Annotated in this window: 18 protein-coding genes; 10 read left to right on the forward strand and 8 right to left on the reverse strand. The window is 70.1% G+C overall.

Going from position 1 to position 20,121, the window contains the following annotated elements:
* On the forward strand, positions 1–1,488 hold the full coding sequence (locus AC3FMM_RS21530) for an efflux transporter outer membrane subunit (protein ID WP_115711450.1): 1,488 nt from the start codon (positions 1–3) through the stop codon (positions 1,486–1,488).
* 106 nt (positions 1,489–1,594) lie between these two features.
* Here the strand turns inward: AC3FMM_RS21530 and AC3FMM_RS21535 are convergent, their stop codons facing one another.
* The 7 genes from AC3FMM_RS21535 to AC3FMM_RS21565 all read right to left on the reverse strand — a co-directional run bounded on the left by AC3FMM_RS21535 (position 1,595) and on the right by AC3FMM_RS21565 (position 9,885).
* A complete protein-coding gene (locus AC3FMM_RS21535; protein WP_116311946.1) occupies positions 1,595–2,434 on the reverse strand; it encodes an OmpW/AlkL family protein in 840 nt (279 codons plus the stop codon).
* An 82-nt stretch (positions 2,435–2,516) separates the two neighbouring features.
* Positions 2,517–3,791, reverse strand: a complete 1,275-nt coding sequence (locus AC3FMM_RS21540; protein ID WP_116311947.1) for a DUF2957 domain-containing protein — start codon at positions 3,789–3,791, stop codon at positions 2,517–2,519.
* Between the two features lie 35 nt (positions 3,792–3,826).
* Positions 3,827–5,182 carry a DUF2957 domain-containing protein gene (locus AC3FMM_RS21545; RefSeq protein ID WP_488687436.1) on the reverse strand — a complete coding sequence of 452 codons (1,356 nt, stop codon included), beginning with the start codon at positions 5,180–5,182 and terminating at the stop codon, positions 3,827–3,829.
* A gap of 159 nt (positions 5,183–5,341) precedes the next feature.
* Positions 5,342–6,259 (reverse strand): DUF1571 domain-containing protein, encoded by a 918-nt coding sequence (locus tag AC3FMM_RS21550; RefSeq protein ID WP_488687437.1) that lies wholly within the window; start codon positions 6,257–6,259, stop codon positions 5,342–5,344.
* 176 nt (positions 6,260–6,435) lie between these two features.
* The gene (locus AC3FMM_RS21555) at positions 6,436–7,404 is read right to left on the reverse strand and encodes a TetR/AcrR family transcriptional regulator (RefSeq protein ID WP_115711454.1); all 969 of its coding nucleotides are present in this window, start codon (positions 7,402–7,404) and stop codon (positions 6,436–6,438) included.
* Between the two features lie 272 nt (positions 7,405–7,676).
* Positions 7,677–9,272, reverse strand: coding sequence for a GMC family oxidoreductase N-terminal domain-containing protein (locus AC3FMM_RS21560; protein WP_488687438.1), 1,596 nt, complete (start codon positions 9,270–9,272; stop codon positions 7,677–7,679).
* A gap of 7 nt (positions 9,273–9,279) precedes the next feature.
* Positions 9,280–9,885: a hypothetical protein gene (locus tag AC3FMM_RS21565; RefSeq protein WP_326347610.1), complete on the reverse strand. Its 606-nt coding sequence runs from the start codon at positions 9,883–9,885 to the stop codon at positions 9,280–9,282.
* 125 nt (positions 9,886–10,010) lie between these two features.
* Between AC3FMM_RS21565 and AC3FMM_RS21570 the strand changes: the two genes are divergently transcribed.
* The 6 genes from AC3FMM_RS21570 to AC3FMM_RS21595 all read left to right on the forward strand — a co-directional run bounded on the left by AC3FMM_RS21570 (position 10,011) and on the right by AC3FMM_RS21595 (position 15,946).
* Positions 10,011–11,099, forward strand: a complete 1,089-nt coding sequence (locus AC3FMM_RS21570; RefSeq protein WP_488687439.1) for an AraC family transcriptional regulator — start codon at positions 10,011–10,013, stop codon at positions 11,097–11,099.
* A gap of 258 nt (positions 11,100–11,357) precedes the next feature.
* Positions 11,358–12,953, forward strand: a complete 1,596-nt coding sequence (locus AC3FMM_RS21575; RefSeq protein ID WP_488687440.1) for a flavin-containing monooxygenase — start codon at positions 11,358–11,360, stop codon at positions 12,951–12,953.
* A gap of 60 nt (positions 12,954–13,013) precedes the next feature.
* The gene (locus tag AC3FMM_RS21580; protein WP_488687441.1) at positions 13,014–13,904 is read left to right on the forward strand and encodes an SDR family NAD(P)-dependent oxidoreductase; all 891 of its coding nucleotides are present in this window, start codon (positions 13,014–13,016) and stop codon (positions 13,902–13,904) included.
* Positions 13,901–14,863: an alpha/beta fold hydrolase gene (locus AC3FMM_RS21585; RefSeq protein WP_488687442.1), complete on the forward strand. Its 963-nt coding sequence runs from the start codon at positions 13,901–13,903 to the stop codon at positions 14,861–14,863. The genes AC3FMM_RS21580 and AC3FMM_RS21585 overlap by 4 nt, the downstream gene beginning before the upstream one ends.
* A gap of 46 nt (positions 14,864–14,909) precedes the next feature.
* The gene (locus tag AC3FMM_RS21590; RefSeq protein ID WP_488687443.1) at positions 14,910–15,785 is read left to right on the forward strand and encodes a metal-dependent hydrolase; all 876 of its coding nucleotides are present in this window, start codon (positions 14,910–14,912) and stop codon (positions 15,783–15,785) included.
* Positions 15,782–15,946, forward strand: a complete 165-nt coding sequence (locus tag AC3FMM_RS21595; protein WP_488687444.1) for a rubredoxin — start codon at positions 15,782–15,784, stop codon at positions 15,944–15,946. The genes AC3FMM_RS21590 and AC3FMM_RS21595 overlap by 4 nt, the downstream gene beginning before the upstream one ends.
* A gap of 21 nt (positions 15,947–15,967) precedes the next feature.
* On the opposite strand, the gene AC3FMM_RS21600 is transcribed toward AC3FMM_RS21595, so the two are convergent.
* The gene (locus tag AC3FMM_RS21600) at positions 15,968–16,801 is read right to left on the reverse strand and encodes a MerR family transcriptional regulator (protein ID WP_115711470.1); all 834 of its coding nucleotides are present in this window, start codon (positions 16,799–16,801) and stop codon (positions 15,968–15,970) included.
* 93 nt (positions 16,802–16,894) lie between these two features.
* Here AC3FMM_RS21600 and AC3FMM_RS21605 point away from each other — a divergent pair, with 93 nt between their 5' ends.
* The 3 genes from AC3FMM_RS21605 to AC3FMM_RS21615 all read left to right on the forward strand — a co-directional run bounded on the left by AC3FMM_RS21605 (position 16,895) and on the right by AC3FMM_RS21615 (position 20,061).
* Positions 16,895–17,860: a LysR family transcriptional regulator gene (locus AC3FMM_RS21605; protein WP_116311956.1), complete on the forward strand. Its 966-nt coding sequence runs from the start codon at positions 16,895–16,897 to the stop codon at positions 17,858–17,860.
* 130 nt (positions 17,861–17,990) lie between these two features.
* Positions 17,991–18,977, forward strand: coding sequence for a Bug family tripartite tricarboxylate transporter substrate binding protein (locus tag AC3FMM_RS21610; RefSeq protein ID WP_115711474.1), 987 nt, complete (start codon positions 17,991–17,993; stop codon positions 18,975–18,977).
* 106 nt (positions 18,978–19,083) lie between these two features.
* Positions 19,084–20,061 carry a M14 family metallopeptidase gene (locus AC3FMM_RS21615; RefSeq protein ID WP_488687445.1) on the forward strand — a complete coding sequence of 326 codons (978 nt, stop codon included), beginning with the start codon at positions 19,084–19,086 and terminating at the stop codon, positions 20,059–20,061.
* The last annotated feature ends 60 nt before the right edge of the window (positions 20,062–20,121 follow it).

Consider the following 20,121-nt stretch of genomic DNA (forward strand, 5'->3'; position numbering starts at 1 on the left):
ATGACCAAGACTCTGACCACACTGCTGCTGGTGGCCGGCGTTCTGACGGGGTGCACGCTGGCGCCCCACTATGACCGCCCTGCCCCGCCGGTGGCAGACAGCTTCCCGACGGCGCCCGAAGGCTATGCCACCGCCGAGGTGAAGAGCGGCGAAACCCGCCGCGCCGCCGACATCGGCTGGCGCGAGTTCTTCCGCGACCCGCGCCTGCAGGCGCTGATCGCGACCTCGCTGGAAAACAACCGCGACCTGCGCACCGCGGCGCTGCGCATCGAGGAAGCGCGCGCGCTGTACCAGGTGCAGCGCGCCGACCTGCTGCCCACGGTCAACGTCAACGGCGGCTACACCCGGGCCCGCACCACCGCCGCCGAGGCGGCGACGGTGCTCGGGCAGCCGGGCGTGACCGAGGTGTACCAGGTCGGCCTGGGCATCTCGTCGTACGAGCTCGATTTCTTCGGGCGCGTGCGCAGCCTGTCCAATGCCGCGCTGGCGCAGTATTTCGCCACCGAAGAGGCGCGCCGCTCGGCGCATATCTCGCTGGTCTCGGAAGTCGCCAAGGCCTACCTGGCCGAGCGCGCCTACGCCGAGCAGTACGAGCTGGCGCGCGACTCCCTGAAGGCGCGCGAAAGCACCTACGGGCTGGCCAAGCAGCGCTTCGAAGCCGGCGCCACCTCGGCGCTGGACCTGCGTGACAACGAGTCGCTGGTGGCGCAGGCACGCGTCGCCGCGGCGCAGCTGGCACGCCAGCGCGCGCAGGCGCATAACGCGCTCGAAGTGCTGGTGGGCAAGCCCATCGGCACCATCGAGAACCTGCCCGAGCCGATGCGCCTGTCGGACGAGCGCATCATCAGCGATATTCCGCCGGGGCTGCCGTCGGACCTGCTCGAGCAGCGTCCCGACATCCGCCAGGCCGAGCAGCAGCTGCTGTCGGCCAACGCCAATATCGGCGCGGCGCGCGCGGCGTTCTTTCCGCGCATCACGCTGACCGCCAGCGGCGGCACCATCAGCCCGACGTTCTCCGGGCTGTTCGATGCCGGCACGCGCGCCTGGTCGTTCGCGCCGCAGCTGGTGCTGCCGATCTTCGACTTCGGCCGCAACCTGTCCAACCTGGACCTGGCCAACGTGCGCAAGAACATCCAGATCGCCAACTACGAGAAGACCATCCAGACGGCCTTCGCGGAAGTGGCGGACGCACTGGTGGCGCGCGGCACGCTGGAAGACCAGGTCGCGGGCCAGGAACAGGCGCGCAATGCCGAGGCCGCCCGCTACGAGCTGTCGCGCCTGCGCTTCCGCAGCGGCGTGGCCAGCTACCTGGACGAACTCGATGCGCAGCGCCAGTTGTTCACCGCGGAACAGGCGCTGGTGCAGGCCCGGCAGCTGCGGCTGAACAATGCGATCGACCTGTACCGGTCGCTGGGCGGCGGGTTGCAGGAGAGCAGTGCGGTGGCGCAGCAGGGTACGCCGGCGCAGCAGGGGACGGTGACGCAGTAACACTTGCCGAGGGTTTGCTCCCCTCTCCCGCTTGCGGGAGAGGGAGTACCCCGGCAGCGGTTCATGCGACAAAAGCCAGTGGCTTGCCACTGGCTTTTTTTCGTCCTCAGAACTTGTAAGAAGCCGCCAGGAAAAACACCAGCGGATGCGGCTCCAGCTTGGTCTTCGACGTCGACAGCACCGTGCCGTTGGCTGCCTTGATCGTCATCGTCGAGGTGGTCTTCAGCGGGATGTAGGTGACCGCCGCCGTCAGTCCCCAGTGCTCGTCGAAGTTGTAGGTGCCGCCGATATTGAAGACCGGCGCCCACGACGACGACGCATCGGCGCTGACCGAGGTCGGCCCCGGAATGCCTGCGCCCGCCGCCAGGATGGCGCCGAGGTTGTTGTTGACCGAGCTGGCGAAGGCCGGATTGACTTCGATGTTGGTAAAGAAGTTGTACGAGACGCCGAGCCCCAGGAACGGCCGGAAGCGCGTGCCCGGTTCCAGGAAGTGGTACTGCACCATCGCCGCCGGACTCCACTGGCGCGCCTTGGTGATGATCGGGTTCAGCGCCGGGTCGCCCAGGCTCTGGCGGCCGAGCGCGCCGGCCGGGCCGGGCGGGATCAGTTCGCCGTGGCCATAGAGCTTGAACTCGGGCGGGATGCCGCCCACCGCGGTGATGGCGATATGGTCGGTGACGAAGTGGCTGAAGGTCAGCCCCAGCGTATTGGCGTTGGACGACGAGATGCTGCTGCCCGGCGCGGTGAAGGTCGACGGCAGCCCGAGCGGGTAGTTGATCGGCACGTCCAGCAGCGAGGTGGTGAGCGGGTCGCTCTGGCCATGGGTCCGGATATGGAACCAGCCGGCCGAGACCACGTTGTCGCCCTTCTTCTGGGCATGGGCAGGCACGGCGATGCTGGCCAGCGCGGCCAGCACCAGCGCGAGCGTCAGAGGCAAGGTCTTCATGTTGTATCCCCGGGCAGTGAAGTCACTGGTGATGCATCGATGGAGGGCGCCGGGGCTGCGGTGGCCCCGGGCCTGGGCCGGCTTATTGCACGAAGGCGCCGACGGTGAAGTACGGGCCGCTGTCGCGCTGCTCCAGGAAGCCGAACACGCCCCCGGTGAACATCAGCTTGCCGGTCGGCGCCGAGCCGGCGGGCGCCTCGCGGCGCGAGGTGCGGACCACGCCCGGCACCTGCTGCGCGAAGTCCAGCCGGTAGGGGATCGCCAGCGACGCATCGGACGGCCGGAACGGATCCATCATGGTCGCGGCGGCGCCAACCAGCGCCGTCACGCGGTAGTTGAAGTTGCTGTCGACGCCGACGTATTCGCCATTGACCGTGCCCTCGGAGACCGCCACGGCGGGGGCCATCATGCCGATGCCGATTTCGTCGTCGGCGCCCAGGGGCCCATTGGCGAGCGAGTCATTGGCATAGCCCACGCGGATCATGATCGGCACCAGCTGGCCGCGCAGCTTGCCCACGATCAGGTAGGCCTTGCCCAGCGTGCTGCCCAGCGTGGGCGGCTGGCTCTCGGCCTTGTAGCGGGTCGACAGCAGTGCGCCGCTGGGCTGGGGCACGAAGTTGTCGCCCTTGCGCTCGCACGTGCTGGTGGCGTTGTCGCAGACCGTGAACGAGCCGTCGGCGGCGAGCGCCATGCGGTAGTCCTGCGCCACCAATTGGAACTGCTTGGACGGCACCTCGTGGAAGCCGGTGCCGTGGTATTGCCCGGCGATCTTCGACAGGTCGGTCTCGGTCTGCGCGAAGCCGATGAACTGGAAGTACGGGAAGGTGGTATCGGGCACCGCGCCGGCGCCGAGCACGCCGTTGAACTGGATGCGCGCGCCGGGTATGGTGCCGCCCGCCACGCCTTCGCCGACGAAGAGCTTGGCCGGGCGGGCGGGATCGAGGCTGGCGCCGCTCAGCTCGAACGCGCACTGGTTCAGCTTCTCGGTGGGCAGGCCGGTCTCGGCCTTGAGCGTTCCGCGCACCACGTTCAGGCCGTTGGTGGGATCGCTGCGGGTGGGCTGCACGGTGCCGGTCTGGCGCGGCACCGAGGAGTCCAGGAAGGTCACCTGCCAGGTCATGCGGGTGGTGTCGATCTGCACCTTGACCAGCTCGCCCGAGCCGGTGCCGCCGGTGAAGGTGGTGTTGTAGTCCAGCGCAGCCGGACACAGCCGCGTCTGCGCGGCCGCCGGCGTGGCCGGGGCGTCGTCGCCGCCGCCGCCACCGCCGCAGGCGGCAAGCATGGCGGTGGCGGCCGCGGCCAGTGCGCGCGCCGGTACGGTCGATGGGCGCGGCAGGACAATTTGATGGGGCTGCATGGCTTGGTCTCCTCGTTGTTTTCTCTGCGCTGCGATCAGGGTGCCGCGAGCACGCCCACGCGGAAGGTCGGGCTGCTGCCGCCGGTGCCGGACAAGTGGCCGAACACACGGCCGCTGGCGATCAGCGCGCCGGTGGTGCCGCTGTTGTCGGTGGTGGTCACCATGCCCGCCGCGGCCTGCGTGAAGTCGAGCTGGAAGCCGCCGGTCTGGTTCATCGTCATCGGGTCGAGCAGGTCGACGCGCGCGCCCTTGATCAGCGACGCGGTGTAGGCAAAGTCGCTGCCCGAGCCGATATAGCCGCCGTCGAGCCGGCCGCTGGCGACGGTGGTGGCAGGTGCCATCAGCGCGAGCCCCGATTCATCGTCGACATTGACCGTCAGCGGCAGCAGCGAGATCTGCGCATAGCCGGTGCGCACCAGCAGCGGCACCAGCGCGCCGTCGAGCTTGCCCACCACCATCAGCCCCTTGGCGCGGCTGGCGTTGTTGGCGGTGATGGCCTGGCTGTGGAACGACGGATAGCGGCGGCTGCCATCGGCATTGCTGCTTTCGAAGGCGCCGTCGGCGCTGCGCAGCTTCCAGCTGTTGCCGGTGCTGCGGCAGCTGCCGCTTGCCGTGGTGCAGCTGCCGTCGGCGTTGAGCGTCTCGGTGGTCTGCGCGGTGGCGGGCGTGAAATGGCTTTGGGCGGTCAGCGCGCCGCCGGACGGCACCTGGTGGTAGCCCAGCAGGTTGTAGGTGCCGGCCACCCTGGTGAAGTCGGTCTCGGTCTGCGCAAACGCCAGCACCGGGTAGAACGGGAAGGTGGTGGCCGGGATCGCGCCGAGGCCGAGCACGCCCGCATAGGAGATGGTGGCACCCGGAATCCCGCCGCCGGCGACGCCGTTGCCGAGGAAGATCACCGGCGGTTTGGCGCTGTCGATATTCGCCTGCGAGACGCCGTCCGATGCCGTGGCGGTCTGCAGCGCCACCGCGCAGCGGTTCTGCTCGGCGGTGGGCAGCGAGCTCAGGTTGGCGAAGGTGCCGGTGAAGGTCACGCCCGCGCGCGTCGGGCTGACGCTGCCGGGCTGCTTCGGCACCGGCGACTCGATGATTTCGAGCTGGTAGGTGCGCGCCGCGGTATCGAAGCGCAGCTTCACCAGTTCGCCCGCGCCGGAGCCGCCGGTGAAGGTGGTGCCGTAGTCCAGCGCCGCCGGGCACAGCGATCCGGGCGGGCCGCCGATGGTGACCGGCCCCTGCGCCGGGCACGTGCCCGTGTCCGCGCATTGCGGCGGCGCCTGCGTGCCGGCGCGCGGCGTGTCCTCGTCGCCGCCGCCGCCACCGCAGCCGGCCAGCGCCGCGGCCACACTCACCCCTGTCACCACCAAAGTGCTGCGCCAAAGCCTCGACATGGTCATTGCCTGTCTCCTGATTTTCCTGCGACCCCTGTTGCCGGATCGGTGGTCCGGCTCTGCGTCCGGATCCTGTCGTGAGCGGCGACTGTCGCCGCGCGCGGGTTTCAGCGTCAATAGAGCGGCCGTTCCAAACGGGCGCGGCCGCGCGCGGCGCGTGCCGCGTCAGAAGCGATACTCGGGATTGGCCGGGTCGAACGCCGCGGCCTCGAAGGTCTTGCGCACCAGCTTGTCGAACACGATCTTCTCGACCATGTTGCCGTCGGCATCCCACGCGGTTTCCACGCGGATATACGGATGCTTCAGGTCCAGCATCAGCTGCACGCGCTTGGCGTAGTACTGCGGCGCGCCGGCCGGCAAGTCCCAGGTCAGTGCCACCATGCGCACGCCCTGCTCCTGCACGATCTCGGCCTTGCCGTATTTCTCGGACAGCCCGGCGGCGCGCAGCGATTTCGCGTCACGCTCGAGCATCGACAGCACGTACTGGAAGCCCAGGTCGCGCACGGTATGGTTGGACTGCGAACGCGCCAGCGAGCCGTCCAGCGCGATCCACATCGAGGTAAAACCCAGCACGCCGCCCAGGTGGCCGTACATCTCGTCCTTGCGGCGGGTCTCGTCATACAGGATTTCCTGGCCCGCCTGCGCGCCGCCGGGCAGCCACCTGGCGTAGAGCTGGCGCGGCGCATGGCGGTAGCGGATCTGCATCTTCGCCGGCTGTTCCTGCCACTGGCCGTTGAGCCGCTCCTGGCGCGACATCCAGTACTCGTATTCGGGGTAGCGGTTCATCTCGGCGCGCGCCCATTTCAGCAGCGCATCGGGCTGCAGCGCCTGGAACACGGCCAGCACCTGCGCGTCGGACAGGCGCGCGAGCTCGCCGCTGGCGACCTGGCGCGAGAACAGCGCGGCCTGCTGTGCCGACGGCAGGTCGTCATAGGCGGTGCCTGTGGCGGCGGCAGCGCTGGCCGGCTGGGCCATGGCCACGGGCGGATACGCCAGCGGCGCGGCCAGCAGGCCGATGACGGCGCCGCTGATAACGGCAAGGCGCAGTGTGTTCGATGGTCGGATCGGTGCAGGGATTGGCACGGCAACTTCCTCCTCAAGACGGGCAAAGCGAACAGGTCACCGCAACGCCGGCGGCAAGCGGCCGCGCGCACGGGGTCCACAGGGCCGCGGCGCGGCCCCGCTGGGGTGGATCGACGGTTCAGGTTGCGTGAGCGCGGCGGCGCCGTGCCGGCGGTAATCGGCGGCGGCGCATGCCGCTACGTCCGGCTGCGCATGCGCATCCAGTCATCCAGCGGGTTGCTGGGGAAGCTCACGGTGTGCTCGCGCGCGCGCACTGGCACGCTGGTCACGGCGGCACGCTTGGTGCCCGCATGGCGCACGGTGCGTGCGCCGGAGCGGGCCTTGTCGAGGGCGTTGGCGGCATGGCTGGCCGCCTCGCCCGCCGCGATCGCGGCCACGCTGGCATCCGGATCATTGGCGGCACTGCCGGCGCGCTGGCCGCTGTGCTGGCCGCCGTGCTGCTGCTCCTCGCCCAGCCCGAACACCGACTGCAGCGCCGAGAGCTGGTCCGCGCCGGGCTGCGCCACGTTGAGCACGGCCTCGACCATCGCGGTGAGCTGGGCCAGCACGTGCGCATCGCTCATCTGCCGGCCTTGCGTGAAGGCAGGCAGCAGGCTGGTCAGTTCCTCGCCGGCGAGCACGCCTGCCAGTGCCTTGAGCGCGAACTGCAGGCGCCAGCCCAGCTCGTGCCGCGGCAGCGCCGGGATGGCGCGCGCGAAGGCATCGAAGAAGCGGCCGTACACCGGCGCGTAGTGCTCCAGCAGGTATTGCTGGATAAACGGCGAGGTATCCGAATACACGCGTCCCAGCAGCCGCAGGAACGACGGCCCGCCCACCGACGGGTCGCGCGCCATCTGCAGCGCGGGCACGAACAGCGCGCCCATCACGTGCTCGCAGCGGATGGCGTGGCCGGGCCAGCGCGCTTCGCATGCATCGAGCAGCGCCAGGCGCCGCGCGTTGAGCGGGTCCAGGCGCCGGCTCAGCACGGCGTGCATCATGATGTCCTTGCTGCGGAAGTGGTAGTTCACGGCGGCCAGGTTGACGATGGCGCGCGAGGTGACTTGCCTGAGGGAGGTGGCTTCGTAGCCTACCTCGGTGAACAGCTTTTCCGTGGCGTCGAGAATCCGGGCCTTGGTGTCTCCTGCCGAGCTTTTGCCGGTCTTCATGGGGGCGCTTCTCTCTTCTGTACCGCGATAAACCCCTGTGCAAGTTGCTGCGCTGTCCGCTCCCTGCTCTGGCGGCATACGGATGCTTGAAACAGCTGTACGAAGCCTATCCACGGCTTCGGGCGTTTCACAAGCGCTGAATTGGAATGGACATTCTAAAAACCGATGTTGTGTGGGCCATCGCACGGCATGATCCGACGCGCCATGCAGCGGGCATGCTGGCCACATGCCCGCACAGCCAGACCAGGTCGTGCCGGTCTCGCGCAAATGCATCATGACGTGAGGTTTTGCGCCAGCGCGTCGGCGTTCTGCGCGCTCAGCGCGAACACCGACAACTGCGGATTCGCGCCCACGCTGGTCGGGAACACCGAGCCGTCGAACACCGACAGGTTGGCCAGCTGGTGATGGCGGCCGCGGCTGTCGACCACCCCGCCGCGCGGGTCGTCGCTCATGCCGCAGCCGCCCATCAGATGCGCGGTGAACAGCGCGGTGCGGAACGGCTTGAGCGGCAGCCGCGCGATGGCTTCGCGTGCTTCGGGCCAGCTGCGGTACTCGGCGGCGTCGAGGTGCGCGGGCCGCACGCGTTCGGCACCGGCGGCGAACTGCGCCTGCGCCATGCTCAGCCACGCGCGCCGTACGCCGTCCCAGGCGTATTCAGTCATCTCATAGTCCAGCAGCGGGCTGCCGTCGGATGCCAGGCGCACCCTGCCGCCCGGGCTTTCCGGCACGAAGCCGTCGCGCAGCAGCGCCAGCATTGCTTGGGTATGCGGCAGCTGTGCCATGTCGCGGCGCAGCGCCTCGCCCACGCCGTTGACCACGCCCGCGCTGATGCCGGGGAACATCGGCGGCACCTCCAGCTTGTAGCCCATCGGCCCGGTCGCGCCGTGCTGCCACTGGAAGTGGTCGGAGGCGACGGATTGCGGCGCGCCATAATAGGGATCAATGCGTCCCGGCATTTTGGCGATGCTGATATTCACCGGATGGATAAAAGTTCGTGCCCCCAGCCGCTGATGCGGGTCCGGTACGCGCGAGCGCAGCAGCAATGCCGGCGTGTTGATGGCGCCGCCGGCGGCAACCACGTGCCGCGCGCGCACGACCACGCTGATGCCCGTCGGCGTATAGCCATCGGCGCCCAGCGCTTCGCCGGTGACGGACCGCACCCGCTTGCCGTCATGGTCCAGCGTGCGCACCCGCACGCGGTGCACCAGCGTGGCGCCGCTGGCCAGCGCGGCGGGAATGGTCGACACCAGCATCGACTGCTTGGCGTTGACCGGGCAGCCAAAGCCGCAATAGCCCGAGTTCCAGCAGCCCTTCACGTTGCGCGGGATCACGTGCCATTCCCAGCCGAGCGTCTGGCAGCCGCGCCGCAGCACGTCGTTGTTGGGATTGGGCGCCATCGCCCACGGCGCGATACCCAGGCGTGCCTCCACCTGCCGGAACCAAGGCGCCATCTCGGCCTCGCCGTGGCCGGTAACGGCGTGGTGCGTGGCCCAGTGCGCCAGCGTCTGCGGCGGCGTGCGGAAGCTGGACGACCAGTTGACCGTGGTGCTGCCGCCGACCGCGCGGCCCTGCAGGATGGCGATGGCGCCGTCGGCGGTGGTGCGCGCCGCGGCCTCCTGGTACAGCTCGCGGTAGGCGCGGTTCTCGTCCATGTCGCGGAAGCTGTCCGAGGTGCGCAGCGCGCCTTCCTCCAGCAGCACCACGCGCAGGCCGGCGCGGCTGAGGGCCTCGGCGCTGATGCCGCCGCCCGCGCCGCTGCCGACGATGACGACGTCGGCGTCGAGCGTGCGCGGGGCGGTGAAGGTGCCGGCGTCGAGCACCTTCCAGCCGGCGGCGATGCCGGCATCGTAGAGATTGTCGATGGCCATGTCGGGTTCAGGCGTGCAGCGCCCGGTAGACGGCCGCGTCGGGGCCGGGATAGCCGCAGCCGGCCCAGGCGGCCGGCAGCGCGTAGTAGCCCACGCTGCCGAGCTTGACCAGCACCACCGCGCCGGCATTGAGCGTGGCCAGCCGGCTGGCGCGCCAGCGCGCCAGGAAGGCCTGCACCTGCGCCGGCGTGGCGACGCTCCAGTCCTGGCGGATGCCGGCCAGGGCCCAGCGCAGCGGCGTGCTGGCCAGCAGGCCGAACAGCTTGCGCAGCTCGGCCCGCGCGCCCGCGCCCATGGCGGCGCAGGTGGCGTCGATATTGCGCAGCGCGTCGTGCGCCAGCGCGGCCTGGCGCGGTGGCGGGGCCTCGGCCAGTTCGGTGACGATGGCCGGCAGCAGCGCGCGGAACATCGCCACGTCGTCCGGGCGCAGGAACGACATGCCCGCCTGCGGGGCGGGATCGGCGGACGAGCAGCCGGCCAGCGACGGCACCAGCGCGGTACACGCCAGCGCGGCCGAGAAGCCAAGGGCCACCTTGAGGAAGCCGCGTCGCGTCAGCGCGTGCAGCGCATCGGCAGCGGCCGCGTCGCGGCGGTGATGAGGGTTGGGGCGCATCGGGTCTCCTTGCGTCGGTCTCTTGTCTTTGCTCTACGGTGCGGGCGGGCAGGCCCGCATTGACGCTGTCCGGAGTTTGGATAAAGATCGGTGCCCGGTCTTGATCCCGCATGACAGGTTTTTTGATGCCACGCGCCAACCCGTCCGATGGCGGTGCCGGTGGTATGCAGGCCGGCACCGGGCCTGATCCCGCATCCGGCACCGTCTCGCTTGCTTACCTTCGCGCCGTGCTCGACCACGGCGAGCGCCAGGGCATTGCCCCGGCCGAGCAGCTGCGCGCCGTCGGCGTGCCGCCGGCGTTGCTGGACGCGGGGGCGCAGGCGCAGACCGCCACGCGCATTGCCGGCGCGGCTTACCTCGCGCTGCTGGACTGGCTGGAGCAGGCCACCGGCGACGCCGATGTCGGCCTGCGCGCCGGCGCCGCCTTCGCGCCGCGCCACTATGCCGAGATGGGCTACGTGGTACTGACCACGCCTACGGTGCGCGACGCCATCCTGCAGGGCATCCGCTATGAAGTGCTGGCCAACGACATCGGCGGCACCCGCCTGATCGAAACGCCGCAGTCCGCGTGCATGACGTGGCAAGCGCGGCATGGCCCGCTGTCGCGCCATGCGCATGAGCTGCATATGGCCACGTGGGTGGTGTTCGCGCGCTGGCTGATCGGCAGCCAGCATGTGGCGACGCAGGTCGAATTCCCGCACGCCGCGCCCGCGGATACCCGGCTGCATGCCGAGGTGTTCGGCTGTCCCGTGGTCTTCAACGCCGGGCGCCATGCCATGCATATCGACCGAGCCCTGCTGGACCTGCCCTCGCTGCAGGCCGATGCCGGCATGCAGGCGCAGATGACGCGCCTCGCCGACACCCAGCTGCAGCAGATCGTTCCCGCGGGCGCCGACGCGCTGGCGCAGGCGCGTGCCTGCATCCGCGCGCGGCTGCCGCAGGGGGACGTGCCGATCGCCGACATCGCCGCGCACCTGGGCCTGCCGGTGCGCACGCTGCAGCGGCGCCTGCAGGCGCAGGGCATCAGTTATTCACAGCTTGTGGATAACGTGCGGCAGGCGCTGGCCCGGCAGTACCTGGCCGAACCCGGCCTGAGCCTGGCGCAGTGCGCGATGCGGCTCGGCTATTCCGAACAGAGCGCCTTCACCCATGCGTTCAAGCGCTGGACCGGTGAAACGCCGCAGGGCTGGCGCCGCAAGGGCCGGGCCGCCTAGCGCCCCTTTGTTGCGGCCACGCCTTCGTCAGCGGCGAAGCCCTGAAAAAATCCTGCGGTTTCAAACGCACGCAGCCATGTCCCGGTGCAAGGGGCGATGCCGCCTTGTGGCCTCGTTTGATGTGCTCCAGGCGCCGCTGGCACACCGCAAAAATTAGAACCATCCTTCGATTCACGGCATTGACCACCCGCGCCGCGCTTCCTACGATGACATCCATCAATGTCACAATAAACACTGTCGTAAAGGTGAGGAGCGCGCATGAATGCACCCGCGGAGTTGCCGCCGGCGTTGTCGCAGCAATGGCCACAACAGGCACCCCCTGCCCCCGAGCACACCGACATCGCCATCATCGGCAGCGGCTTTGCCGGCCTGGGCATGGCGATCCGGCTGCGCGAGCGCGGCGAGCGCGATTTCCTGGTGTTCGAGAAGGCCGGCTCGGTCGGCGGCACCTGGCGCGACAACCATTACCCCGGCTGCGCCTGCGATGTGCAGTCGCACCTGTATTCCTTTTCCTTTGCGCCGAACCCGGACTGGTCGCGCATGTTCTCGACCCAGCCGGAAATCCGCGCCTACCTGGAAGACTGCACCGACCGCTTCGGCCTGCGTCCGCATCTGCGGTTGCACCATGAGCTGCGCCACGCGGCCTGGGACGAGTCCGCGCAGCTGTGGCGGCTGCAGATGGCCGACGGCAAGGTGGTGCGGGCGCGCGTGCTGGTGTCGGGCATGGGCGGGCTGAGCCGGCCGTCGTATCCCGACATCCCGGGGCTGGACACGTTCGAAGGCGAGTGCTTCCACTCGCAGCACTGGAACCACGCCTATGCGCTGTGCGGCAAGCGCGTCACCGTGATCGGCACCGGCGCCAGCGCGATCCAGTTCGTGCCGCAGATCGCCCCGCAGGTGGCGCAGCTGGACCTGTACCAGCGCACCCCGCCGTGGATCATGCCCAAGCCCGACCGCGAGGTCAGCGCCGCCGAGCGCTGGCTGTTCCGCCGCCTGCCGTTCACGCAGACGCTGGTGCGCACCGGCATCTACTGGATGCTGGAGTCGCGCGTGCTGGGCTTCGTGCTGCATCCGAAGATCATGAAGGTGGTCGAGCGCGTCGCGCGCCGCCACCTGGCGCGGCAGGTGCGCGACCCGGCGCTGCGCGCAACGCTGACGCCGGACTACACCATCGGCTGCAAGCGCGTGCTGATCTCCAACGACTACTACCCGGCGCTCACGCGTGACAACGTCGACGTGGTCACCACCGGCATCGCCCGCGTAGAGCGCGATGCGGTGGTGCTGCGCGACGGCACGCGCCGGCCGGCGGACTGCATCATCCTCGGCACCGGCTTCCACGCCACCGACCCGCTGCCGCGGGGCGTGATCGCCGGCATCGGCGGCGTCGACCTGGTCGATGCCTGGCGCGACGGCGCGCAGGCCTACCTTGGCACCACGGTCGCGGGCTTTCCCAACCTGTTCTTCGTGGTCGGGCCCAACACCGGCCTGGGCCACAGCTCGATGGTGTTCATGATCGAGTCGCAGGTGGCCTATATCGCCGACGCGCTGCGCCAGATGCGCCGCGACGGCGTGCAGGCGGTGGACGTGCGCGAGCCGGTGCAGCGCCGCTTCAACGAACGGCTGCAGGCGCGCCTGGGCCATGCGATCTGGTCGGCCGGCGGGTGCGCCAGCTGGTACATCGACCCGCGCAGCGGCCGCAACACCACGCTGTGGCCGGGCTTCACCTGGCAGTTCCGCCGCGCCACCGCCAGCTTCCGCATGACCGACTACGACCTCTACCCGGTGCGCCGCGCCGTGCCGGACGAGGCCGCGAGGCAGCCGGCGGCCGATATCGCCACTGCCGCGGGTGCGTGACGCATGCACCTTTCCCCGATTTCACCCAGAACAACGACACACACCGGAAGGAGACCGGACATGAAGGACTTCCGCAACAAGGTTGCCGCGATCACCGGCGCCGGCTCGGGCATCGGCCGCGCACTGGCCCTGGCGCTGGCGCGCGAGGGCTGCCAGCTGGCGCTGTCGGACCGCAACGAGGCCGGGCTGGCGCAGACCGCGGCGCAGGCCATGGCCGCGGCACCGCACGCCCGCATCAGTCAGCACACCGTCGACGTGGCCGACCGCGCCGCGGTCTATGCGTGGGCCGCGGCCGCCGCCGACGCGCACGGCCGCATCAACCTGATCTTCAACAACGCCGGCGTGGCGCTGTCCAGCACGGTCGAGGGCATGAGCTACGACGACCTGGAATGGATCATCGGCATCAACTTCTGGGGCGTGGTGTATGGCACCAAGGCGTTCCTGCCCTACCTGAAGGCCAGCGGCGACGGCCACGTGGTCAATACCTCGAGCATCTTCGGCATCTTCGCCCAGCCCGGCATGGGCGCCTACAACGCCAGCAAGTACGCGGTGCGCGGCTTCACCGAATCGCTGCGGCAGGAGCTGGACCTGATGCACTGCGGCGTGTCGGCCACCACCGTGCACCCCGGCGGCATCAAGACCAATATCGCGCAGGCCAGCCGGGTCTCCGCCAGCGTCAACGGTTTCCTGGTGCGCGACGCGCAGCACGGCAAGGACGAGTTCGAGAAATTCTTCATCACCTCGCCCGACAAGGCCGCGCGCGTGATCCTGGAGGGCGTGCGGCGCAACCGCCGGCGCGTGCTGATCGGTCCGGACGCCTACGCCGCCGACGCCATGGCGCGGCTGCTGCCCGCCGCCTACCAGTCGCTGGTGGTGCGCGAGACGCGCCGCAAGCGCGATCTCGGCAACGTGGTGGCGCCCGCACCGGTGGGCCAGGGAGAGCGTCCGTGAGCCGCCTGGCGATGGAAGCGGACGCCGCACTGCTGGCGCCGCCGGGCGCGCTGACGCGCTGGTTCGGGCAGGGCCGCGTGGGGCTGTTCAGCCTGTCGCGCGCGACGCTGGCGCAGCGCCATGCGCTGCCGGCCTCGCGCTGGGTGCGCGTGCTCGATGCGATGGTGCACTACACCGACGAAGGCCCCGCCGACGGCGACACCGTGGTGCTGATCCACGGCTTCGGCGCGTCGCTGCATACGTGGCAGGGCATCGTGCCGGCGCTGGCGCAACGCTATCGCGTGCTGCGGCTGGACCTGGCCCCGTTCGGGCTGACCGGGCCGCTGCGCGATGGGCGCGGGCGCATCGAGACCATGGACGTGCACCGCTACCGCGACTTCATCGATGCCTTCCTGGCGGCGCTTCAGGTGCGCCGCGCCAGCGTCATCGGCAACTCGCTGGGCGGGCTGATCGCGTGGGACCTCGCGGTGCGCCGGCCCGGTGCGGTCGACAAGCTGGTGCTGATCGATGCCGCCGGCTTCCCGATGAAGCTGCCGGTCTATATCGACCTGTTCCGCCATGCGCCGGTGCGGTGGTCGGCGCCGTGGCTGCTGCCCGAGTGCATCATCCGCGCCGCCACGCGCGACGTCTACGGCGACGCCGCGCGCGTGCCCGAAGCCACCTTCCGACGCTACGTGGACTTCTTCTATGCCGAAGGCAGCCGCGAGGCGGTCGGCAAGATGGTGCCGAAGCTGGACTTCGCCCAGCTCGACACCCACCTGCTCGGCAGCGTGCGGGCGCCCACGCTGGTGCTGTGGGGCGAGCGCGACCGCTGGATCCCGCCGGCGCACGCACAGGCCTTCGCCGAGCGCATCCCCGGCGCGCAGCTGCGCCGCTACGCGGGGCTGGGCCACGTGCCGATGGAAGAAGACCCGCACCGCGTGGCCGCAGACCTGCTGCCATTCCTGGACCGCCAATGAATCGCGCCGGCGCCGCGCGCGCCGGCTGTCACCCAAGGAGACCGCCATGATGCCAGTCCGCCGCGACGTGCATCCCCACCTGCCGCCGGAGCGCATCAGCGACTGGCACGAGCGGGGCCGCCACGTCACCCATTTCCTCAACACGCTGTCGATCTTCTTCCCGGCCGGCGAGCGCTTCTTCATGGACAGCGTGCGCAACTACCGCGACCAGGTGAAGGATCCCGAGCTGAGCCGCGCCATCGCCGGCTTTATCGGCCAGGAAGCGATGCACACGCGCGAGCACATCCTCTACAACCGGCTGATGGAAGATGCCGGGCTGCCCGCCGCAGCGCTGGACCGCGCGGTGTGGAAGCTGCTGGACCTGCTGCGCAAAATCCTGCCCAGGTCATGGCAGCTGGCGCACACCATCGCGCTGGAGCACTACACCGCGATGCTGGCCGGCGGCGTGCTGAAGGACGTGCGCCACCTCGGCGCGAACTCGCAGGCCGGTTACCGGCAGGTGTGGACCTGGCACGCGCTGGAGGAAACCGAGCACAAGGCGGTGGCCTACGACGTCTGGAACACGGTGATGAAGCCTGGCCCGTACCGCTACTTCGTGCGCACCTTCACCATGCTGACCACCACGGTGACGTTCTGGGCCATGGTGTTCGTGTTCCATATCGCGCTGGTGCTGGGCGACAAGGGCTGCCGCAACAAGCTGAGCGGGTTTGGCACCGCGCTGCGTTTTTTGTGGGCATCGCCCGGCGCGCTGCCGCGCATGATCCCGGAGTGGCTCAGCTATTTCCGCCCCGGCTTCCATCCCTGGGACGACGACAACCGCGCCGAGCTGGCCCGCATCGATCCGCTGGTCCAGGAGATCGAAGACACCGCGCGCGCCGCCGGCGTCTCCACGCGGGCACCTTCGCTGCGGGGGGCGGCATGACGATCTGGCAGTGCCGCATCTGTGGATTCGTCTATGAAGAAGCGCTTGGCATGCCCCAGCATGGCATCGCGCCCGGCACACCGTGGGGCGCGGTCCCGCCGGAATGGAGCTGCCCGGACTGCGGCATGGCGAAAGCGGATTTCGACATGGTTGCGGTATAGGCGGCAATGGGTGGATGAGGGCTAAGGCTTGGCGCCCCCGCCCTCCTCATCATGCAGATGCTCGATGATCGCCGCCACCCGGTCCCCCAGGTACTTGTTGGCCGAGATCTCCAGCGCCCGCATCATCTCGGTCTCGGCCATCACCAGCGCCAGCGGGCGGATGCGCCACAGGATATCGACCAGCCGCGGCACGTCCTGCGGCGGCGGCAGCTTGCCAACGCCAAAGCGGTCCAGCTCGCGCACCACGGTGGCGACGATCTGGTCCGACACCGCCTGGAAATGCCCGCGTGACTGCGCGATGATTTCCAGCACGTCTTCCAGCGCAAAGCCCGCGTGGGCGATCTCGGCCCCGGCGGCCAGCGCGCGCGGGCTGCGTGCCAGGTAGCCCAGCCCGTCCGGTTCCAGCAGCCCCAGCGAGATCGCCTTGGCCAGCGCCGGGCGCGAGATCGCCCGGCCGAACAGCCGCGCCAGCGCCAGGTAGGAATAGTGGCGCGGGGTCTCGTTGGTCCACGGGCTGCTGATCGCGGTTTCCAGCCCAAGGATGGAGCGCAGGTCATGCCCTTCGACGATGGCCTTGAGCAGTTCGGTGATATTGGCCAGCGTGTAGCCGCGCGCCAGCAGGTGGTGGATCAGCTTGAGCCGTCCCAGGTGCGCCTGCGTGTAGATGCCCACGCGCCCGCGCCGCTGCGGCGGGTCGATCAGGCCGCGGTCCTGGTACGAGCGCACGTTGCGCACCGTGGTGCCGGCCACGCGCGCCAGCTCGTCGATGGTGTATTCCGGGGCGGGCGGCGGTCCGGCTGCGGCGGACCCCGGGCGGGACGGAGGCGAGGGTTGGCGGCGCCGGGTCAGTGTCATGCCAAAAATTCTAACCGAGGAACGCGGCCGCCAAAGTGGCGGCGGGTTTTGCCGATAATGAAGGCATTGCCCCCAACCCTGACCGCCGTTTCCATGCATATCCGCTGGCTCGAAGACTTCGTCTGCCTGGCCCAGGCCGGCAGCCTCGCGCGCGCCGCCGAGCTGCGCAACGTGACCCCGCCCGCCTTTGGCCGGCGCATGCAGGCGCTGGAGGTCTGGGCCGGCGCCCCGCTGATCGACCGCAGCGCCTTCCCGGTGCGGCTGACCGCCGAAGGGCGCCAGTTCCTGGAAGCGGCGCAGAGCGCGCTGCGCACCCTCGATGACACCCGCCTGGCGCTGCGCGCCGCCCACCGCGCCGACGCCAGCACCGTGACCATTGCCACCGGCAAGACGCTGGCGCGCTCGATGGTGCCGGCCTGGCTCGCGGGCCTGCGCGAGGCGCTGCGCCAGGATCCCGCCGCGGCGGGCTTCCGCACCCGCCTGTCGACCTTCCCGATGCACGACGCGCTGGCGATGTTCGCCGAGGGCGATGCCGACTTCCTGCTGTGCTACAGCCCGCCCGACCTGCCGGTGATGCTGGACGACGCGCGCTACCAGTTCCACCTGGCCGGCGTGGAGCGGCTGGTGTGCGTCAGCGCGGCCGACGCGCGCGGCGCGCCGCTGCACCGGCTGGGGACGGGCAAGGTCGCCGGCAAGACCGCGCCCGCGCCGGTGCCGATGATCGCCTACGCCGAGACCCTGACGCTGGGCCGCATGGTCAACCAGGAGATCGCGCGCCGCAAGCTGGCGCCGCGCCTGGACGTGATCGCGGTCAGCGACTTTGCCGAGTCGGTGCACGAGATGGTGCGCCAGCGCATGGGCCTGGCCTGGCTGCCCGCGCGGCTGATTGCCGACGACCTGCGCGATGGCCGGCTGGTGCGCGCCATCGCCGCCGCGCGCGGGCACGACGGTGGCGACGGCGGCGACCTGGCGCTCGATATCCGCCTGTACCGCCCGCGCGCGCCGATGCGGCCGCTGGCCGAGGCGTTCTGGCAGGCGGCGGTGCAGGCGCCCCGCTGAACCGTCCCCCGCGCTGGTATTGCCGCCATTGCCAAATCGGCAACCGGGGTTGCCAAAGCCGCACGCCGCGCCGGTCCCGCGCTTCTAACATCGGTCCACAACCACGATTCCGGGACCCCGAGCCAATACCATGAAGACCACCCTGCGCGCGGCCGCTGCCGCACTCTGCCTTGCCGCTTGTGCCGGCGCCGTTTCCACTGCCGCCGCCGCGACCGATGCCTGGCCAAGCAAGCCGATCACGCTGGTGGTGGGCTACACCGCCGGCGGCAGCGTCGACCTGGTGGCCCGCACCATCGCCCCGGAACTGGGCAAGCGCCTGGGCCAGAGCGTGGTGATCGAAAACCTGGGCGGCGCCGGCGGCACTATCGGCGCGTCCAAGGTGGTCAAGGCCGAGGCCGATGGCTACACGCTGCTGATGGGCTCGGGCAGTGAAGTGTCGATCGCGCGCCTGACCAACCCGGCGGTGCGCTATGACGGCGAGAAGGACCTGGCGCCGGTGACCTTTGTCGGCACCCAGCCGATGGTGCTGGTCGGCAAGCCCGGCCTGCCGGCCAAGAACGCCGCCGAGCTGATCGCGCTGGCCAAGGCCCAGCCGGGCAAGCTGGCCTACGCCTCGTCCGGCGTCGGCACCCCGCTGAACCTGGCGGGCGAGCTGATCAAGCAGCAGGGCCAGGTCAATATCACCCATGTGCCCTACAAGGGCGCTTCGGCCATGGCGACCGACCTGCTCGGCGGTCAGATCGACCTGGCGGTGATGGTGCTGTCGTCGGCGCTGCCGCATATCCAGGCCAACCGCGTGCAGGCCTACGGCGTGACCGGCGCCAAGCGCTCGCCGGTGGCGCCGAACGTGCCGGCGCTGGCCGAGACGCCGGCGCTCAAGGGCGTGGACATGGGCGTCTGGTTCGGCCTGATGGGCCCGGCCAAGCTGCCGCAGCCGGTGGTGGCGCGCCTGAACACCGAGATGCAGGCCGTGCTGGCGATGCCGGACGTGAAGAAGAAGCTGGCCGAGGCCGGCGTGGAAGTGGCGCCCGCCAATCCGGCGCAGTTCGGCAGCTTTATCAAGCGCGAGACCGGGCGCTATCGCACCATCGTGCAGACGGCGGGGATCCAGCAGTAAGGGGGATGGCGAGGCGGCACCGCTCCTTGCCGCCTGCACACTCCCTGTCCCTATCACATGACCCGGCAGGCACCGACCTGCCAGGCACCCTGAACGCACCGACTCCATGACCCGCCAGCCCACCGCACCCTTCGAAGCCTACCCCGTCGACGTCGCCTTCCCCGACATCCGCCCCTACGCCGCCGGCAACACCGGCATCCCCTACCTCTACACCTTCGACAGCGGCCAGCCCGGCCCGCACGTGATGGTCAACGCGCTGACCCACGGCAACGAGGTCTGCGGCGCCATCGCCGTCAAGGCGCTGCTGGACCACGGCCTGCGCCCGCGCCGCGGCCGCCTGACGCTGGCCTTTGCCAACGTCGATGCGTACCATCGCTTCGATCCCGCCAGCCCGGATGCCTCGCGCTTCGTCGACCAGGACTTCAACCGGGTCTGGACCGCCAAGGTGCTCGATGACGCCAGGCTCGATTCCTCGGAACTGCGCCGCGCGCGCGCGATGCGGCCGGTGATCGATACCGTCGACCTGTTGCTGGACCTGCATTCGATGCATGAGAAGAGCCGGCCGCTGATCGTCTCCGGCCCGCTGGACAAGGGCATCGCCCTGTCGCGCGCGCTGGGTGCGCCGGCCGATGTGATCGTCGACGAAGGCCACCCGGAAGGCCGCCGCATGCGCGACTACGATGGCTTTGGCGATGCCGCCAGCCCGCGCAACGCGCTGCTGATCGAATGCGGCCAGCACTGGGAGCCCGCCGCCGTGACGGTGGCGCAGGACAGTACCGCGCGCTTCCTGCTGCATGCCGGCATCGTCGACGCAAGCGACCTGCCGGCCGGGTGGCTGCAGCCGCTGACCGCCGCGCAGCGCGTGGTGCGCGTGACCGAGCCGGTGGTGGCCACCAGCATGGACTTCCGCTTTGCCGGCCCCTACACCGGGCTGGAGACCTTTACCGAGGCCGGGACCGTAATCGGCTGGCGCGACGGCGAGCCGGTGGTGACGCCGTATCCGGATTGCGTGCTGGTGATGCCGTCGCTGCGCCAGTTGCGCCCGGGCGTGACCGTAGTGCGCCTGGGCCGGCTGGAACGCTGACCCGGATACGCTGGGCCGGGCGCGGCTGCGCCCGGCAGGATGCGGTGCACAGGCTCATGG

The organism is Cupriavidus sp. 207A1 (assembly GCF_057798955.1).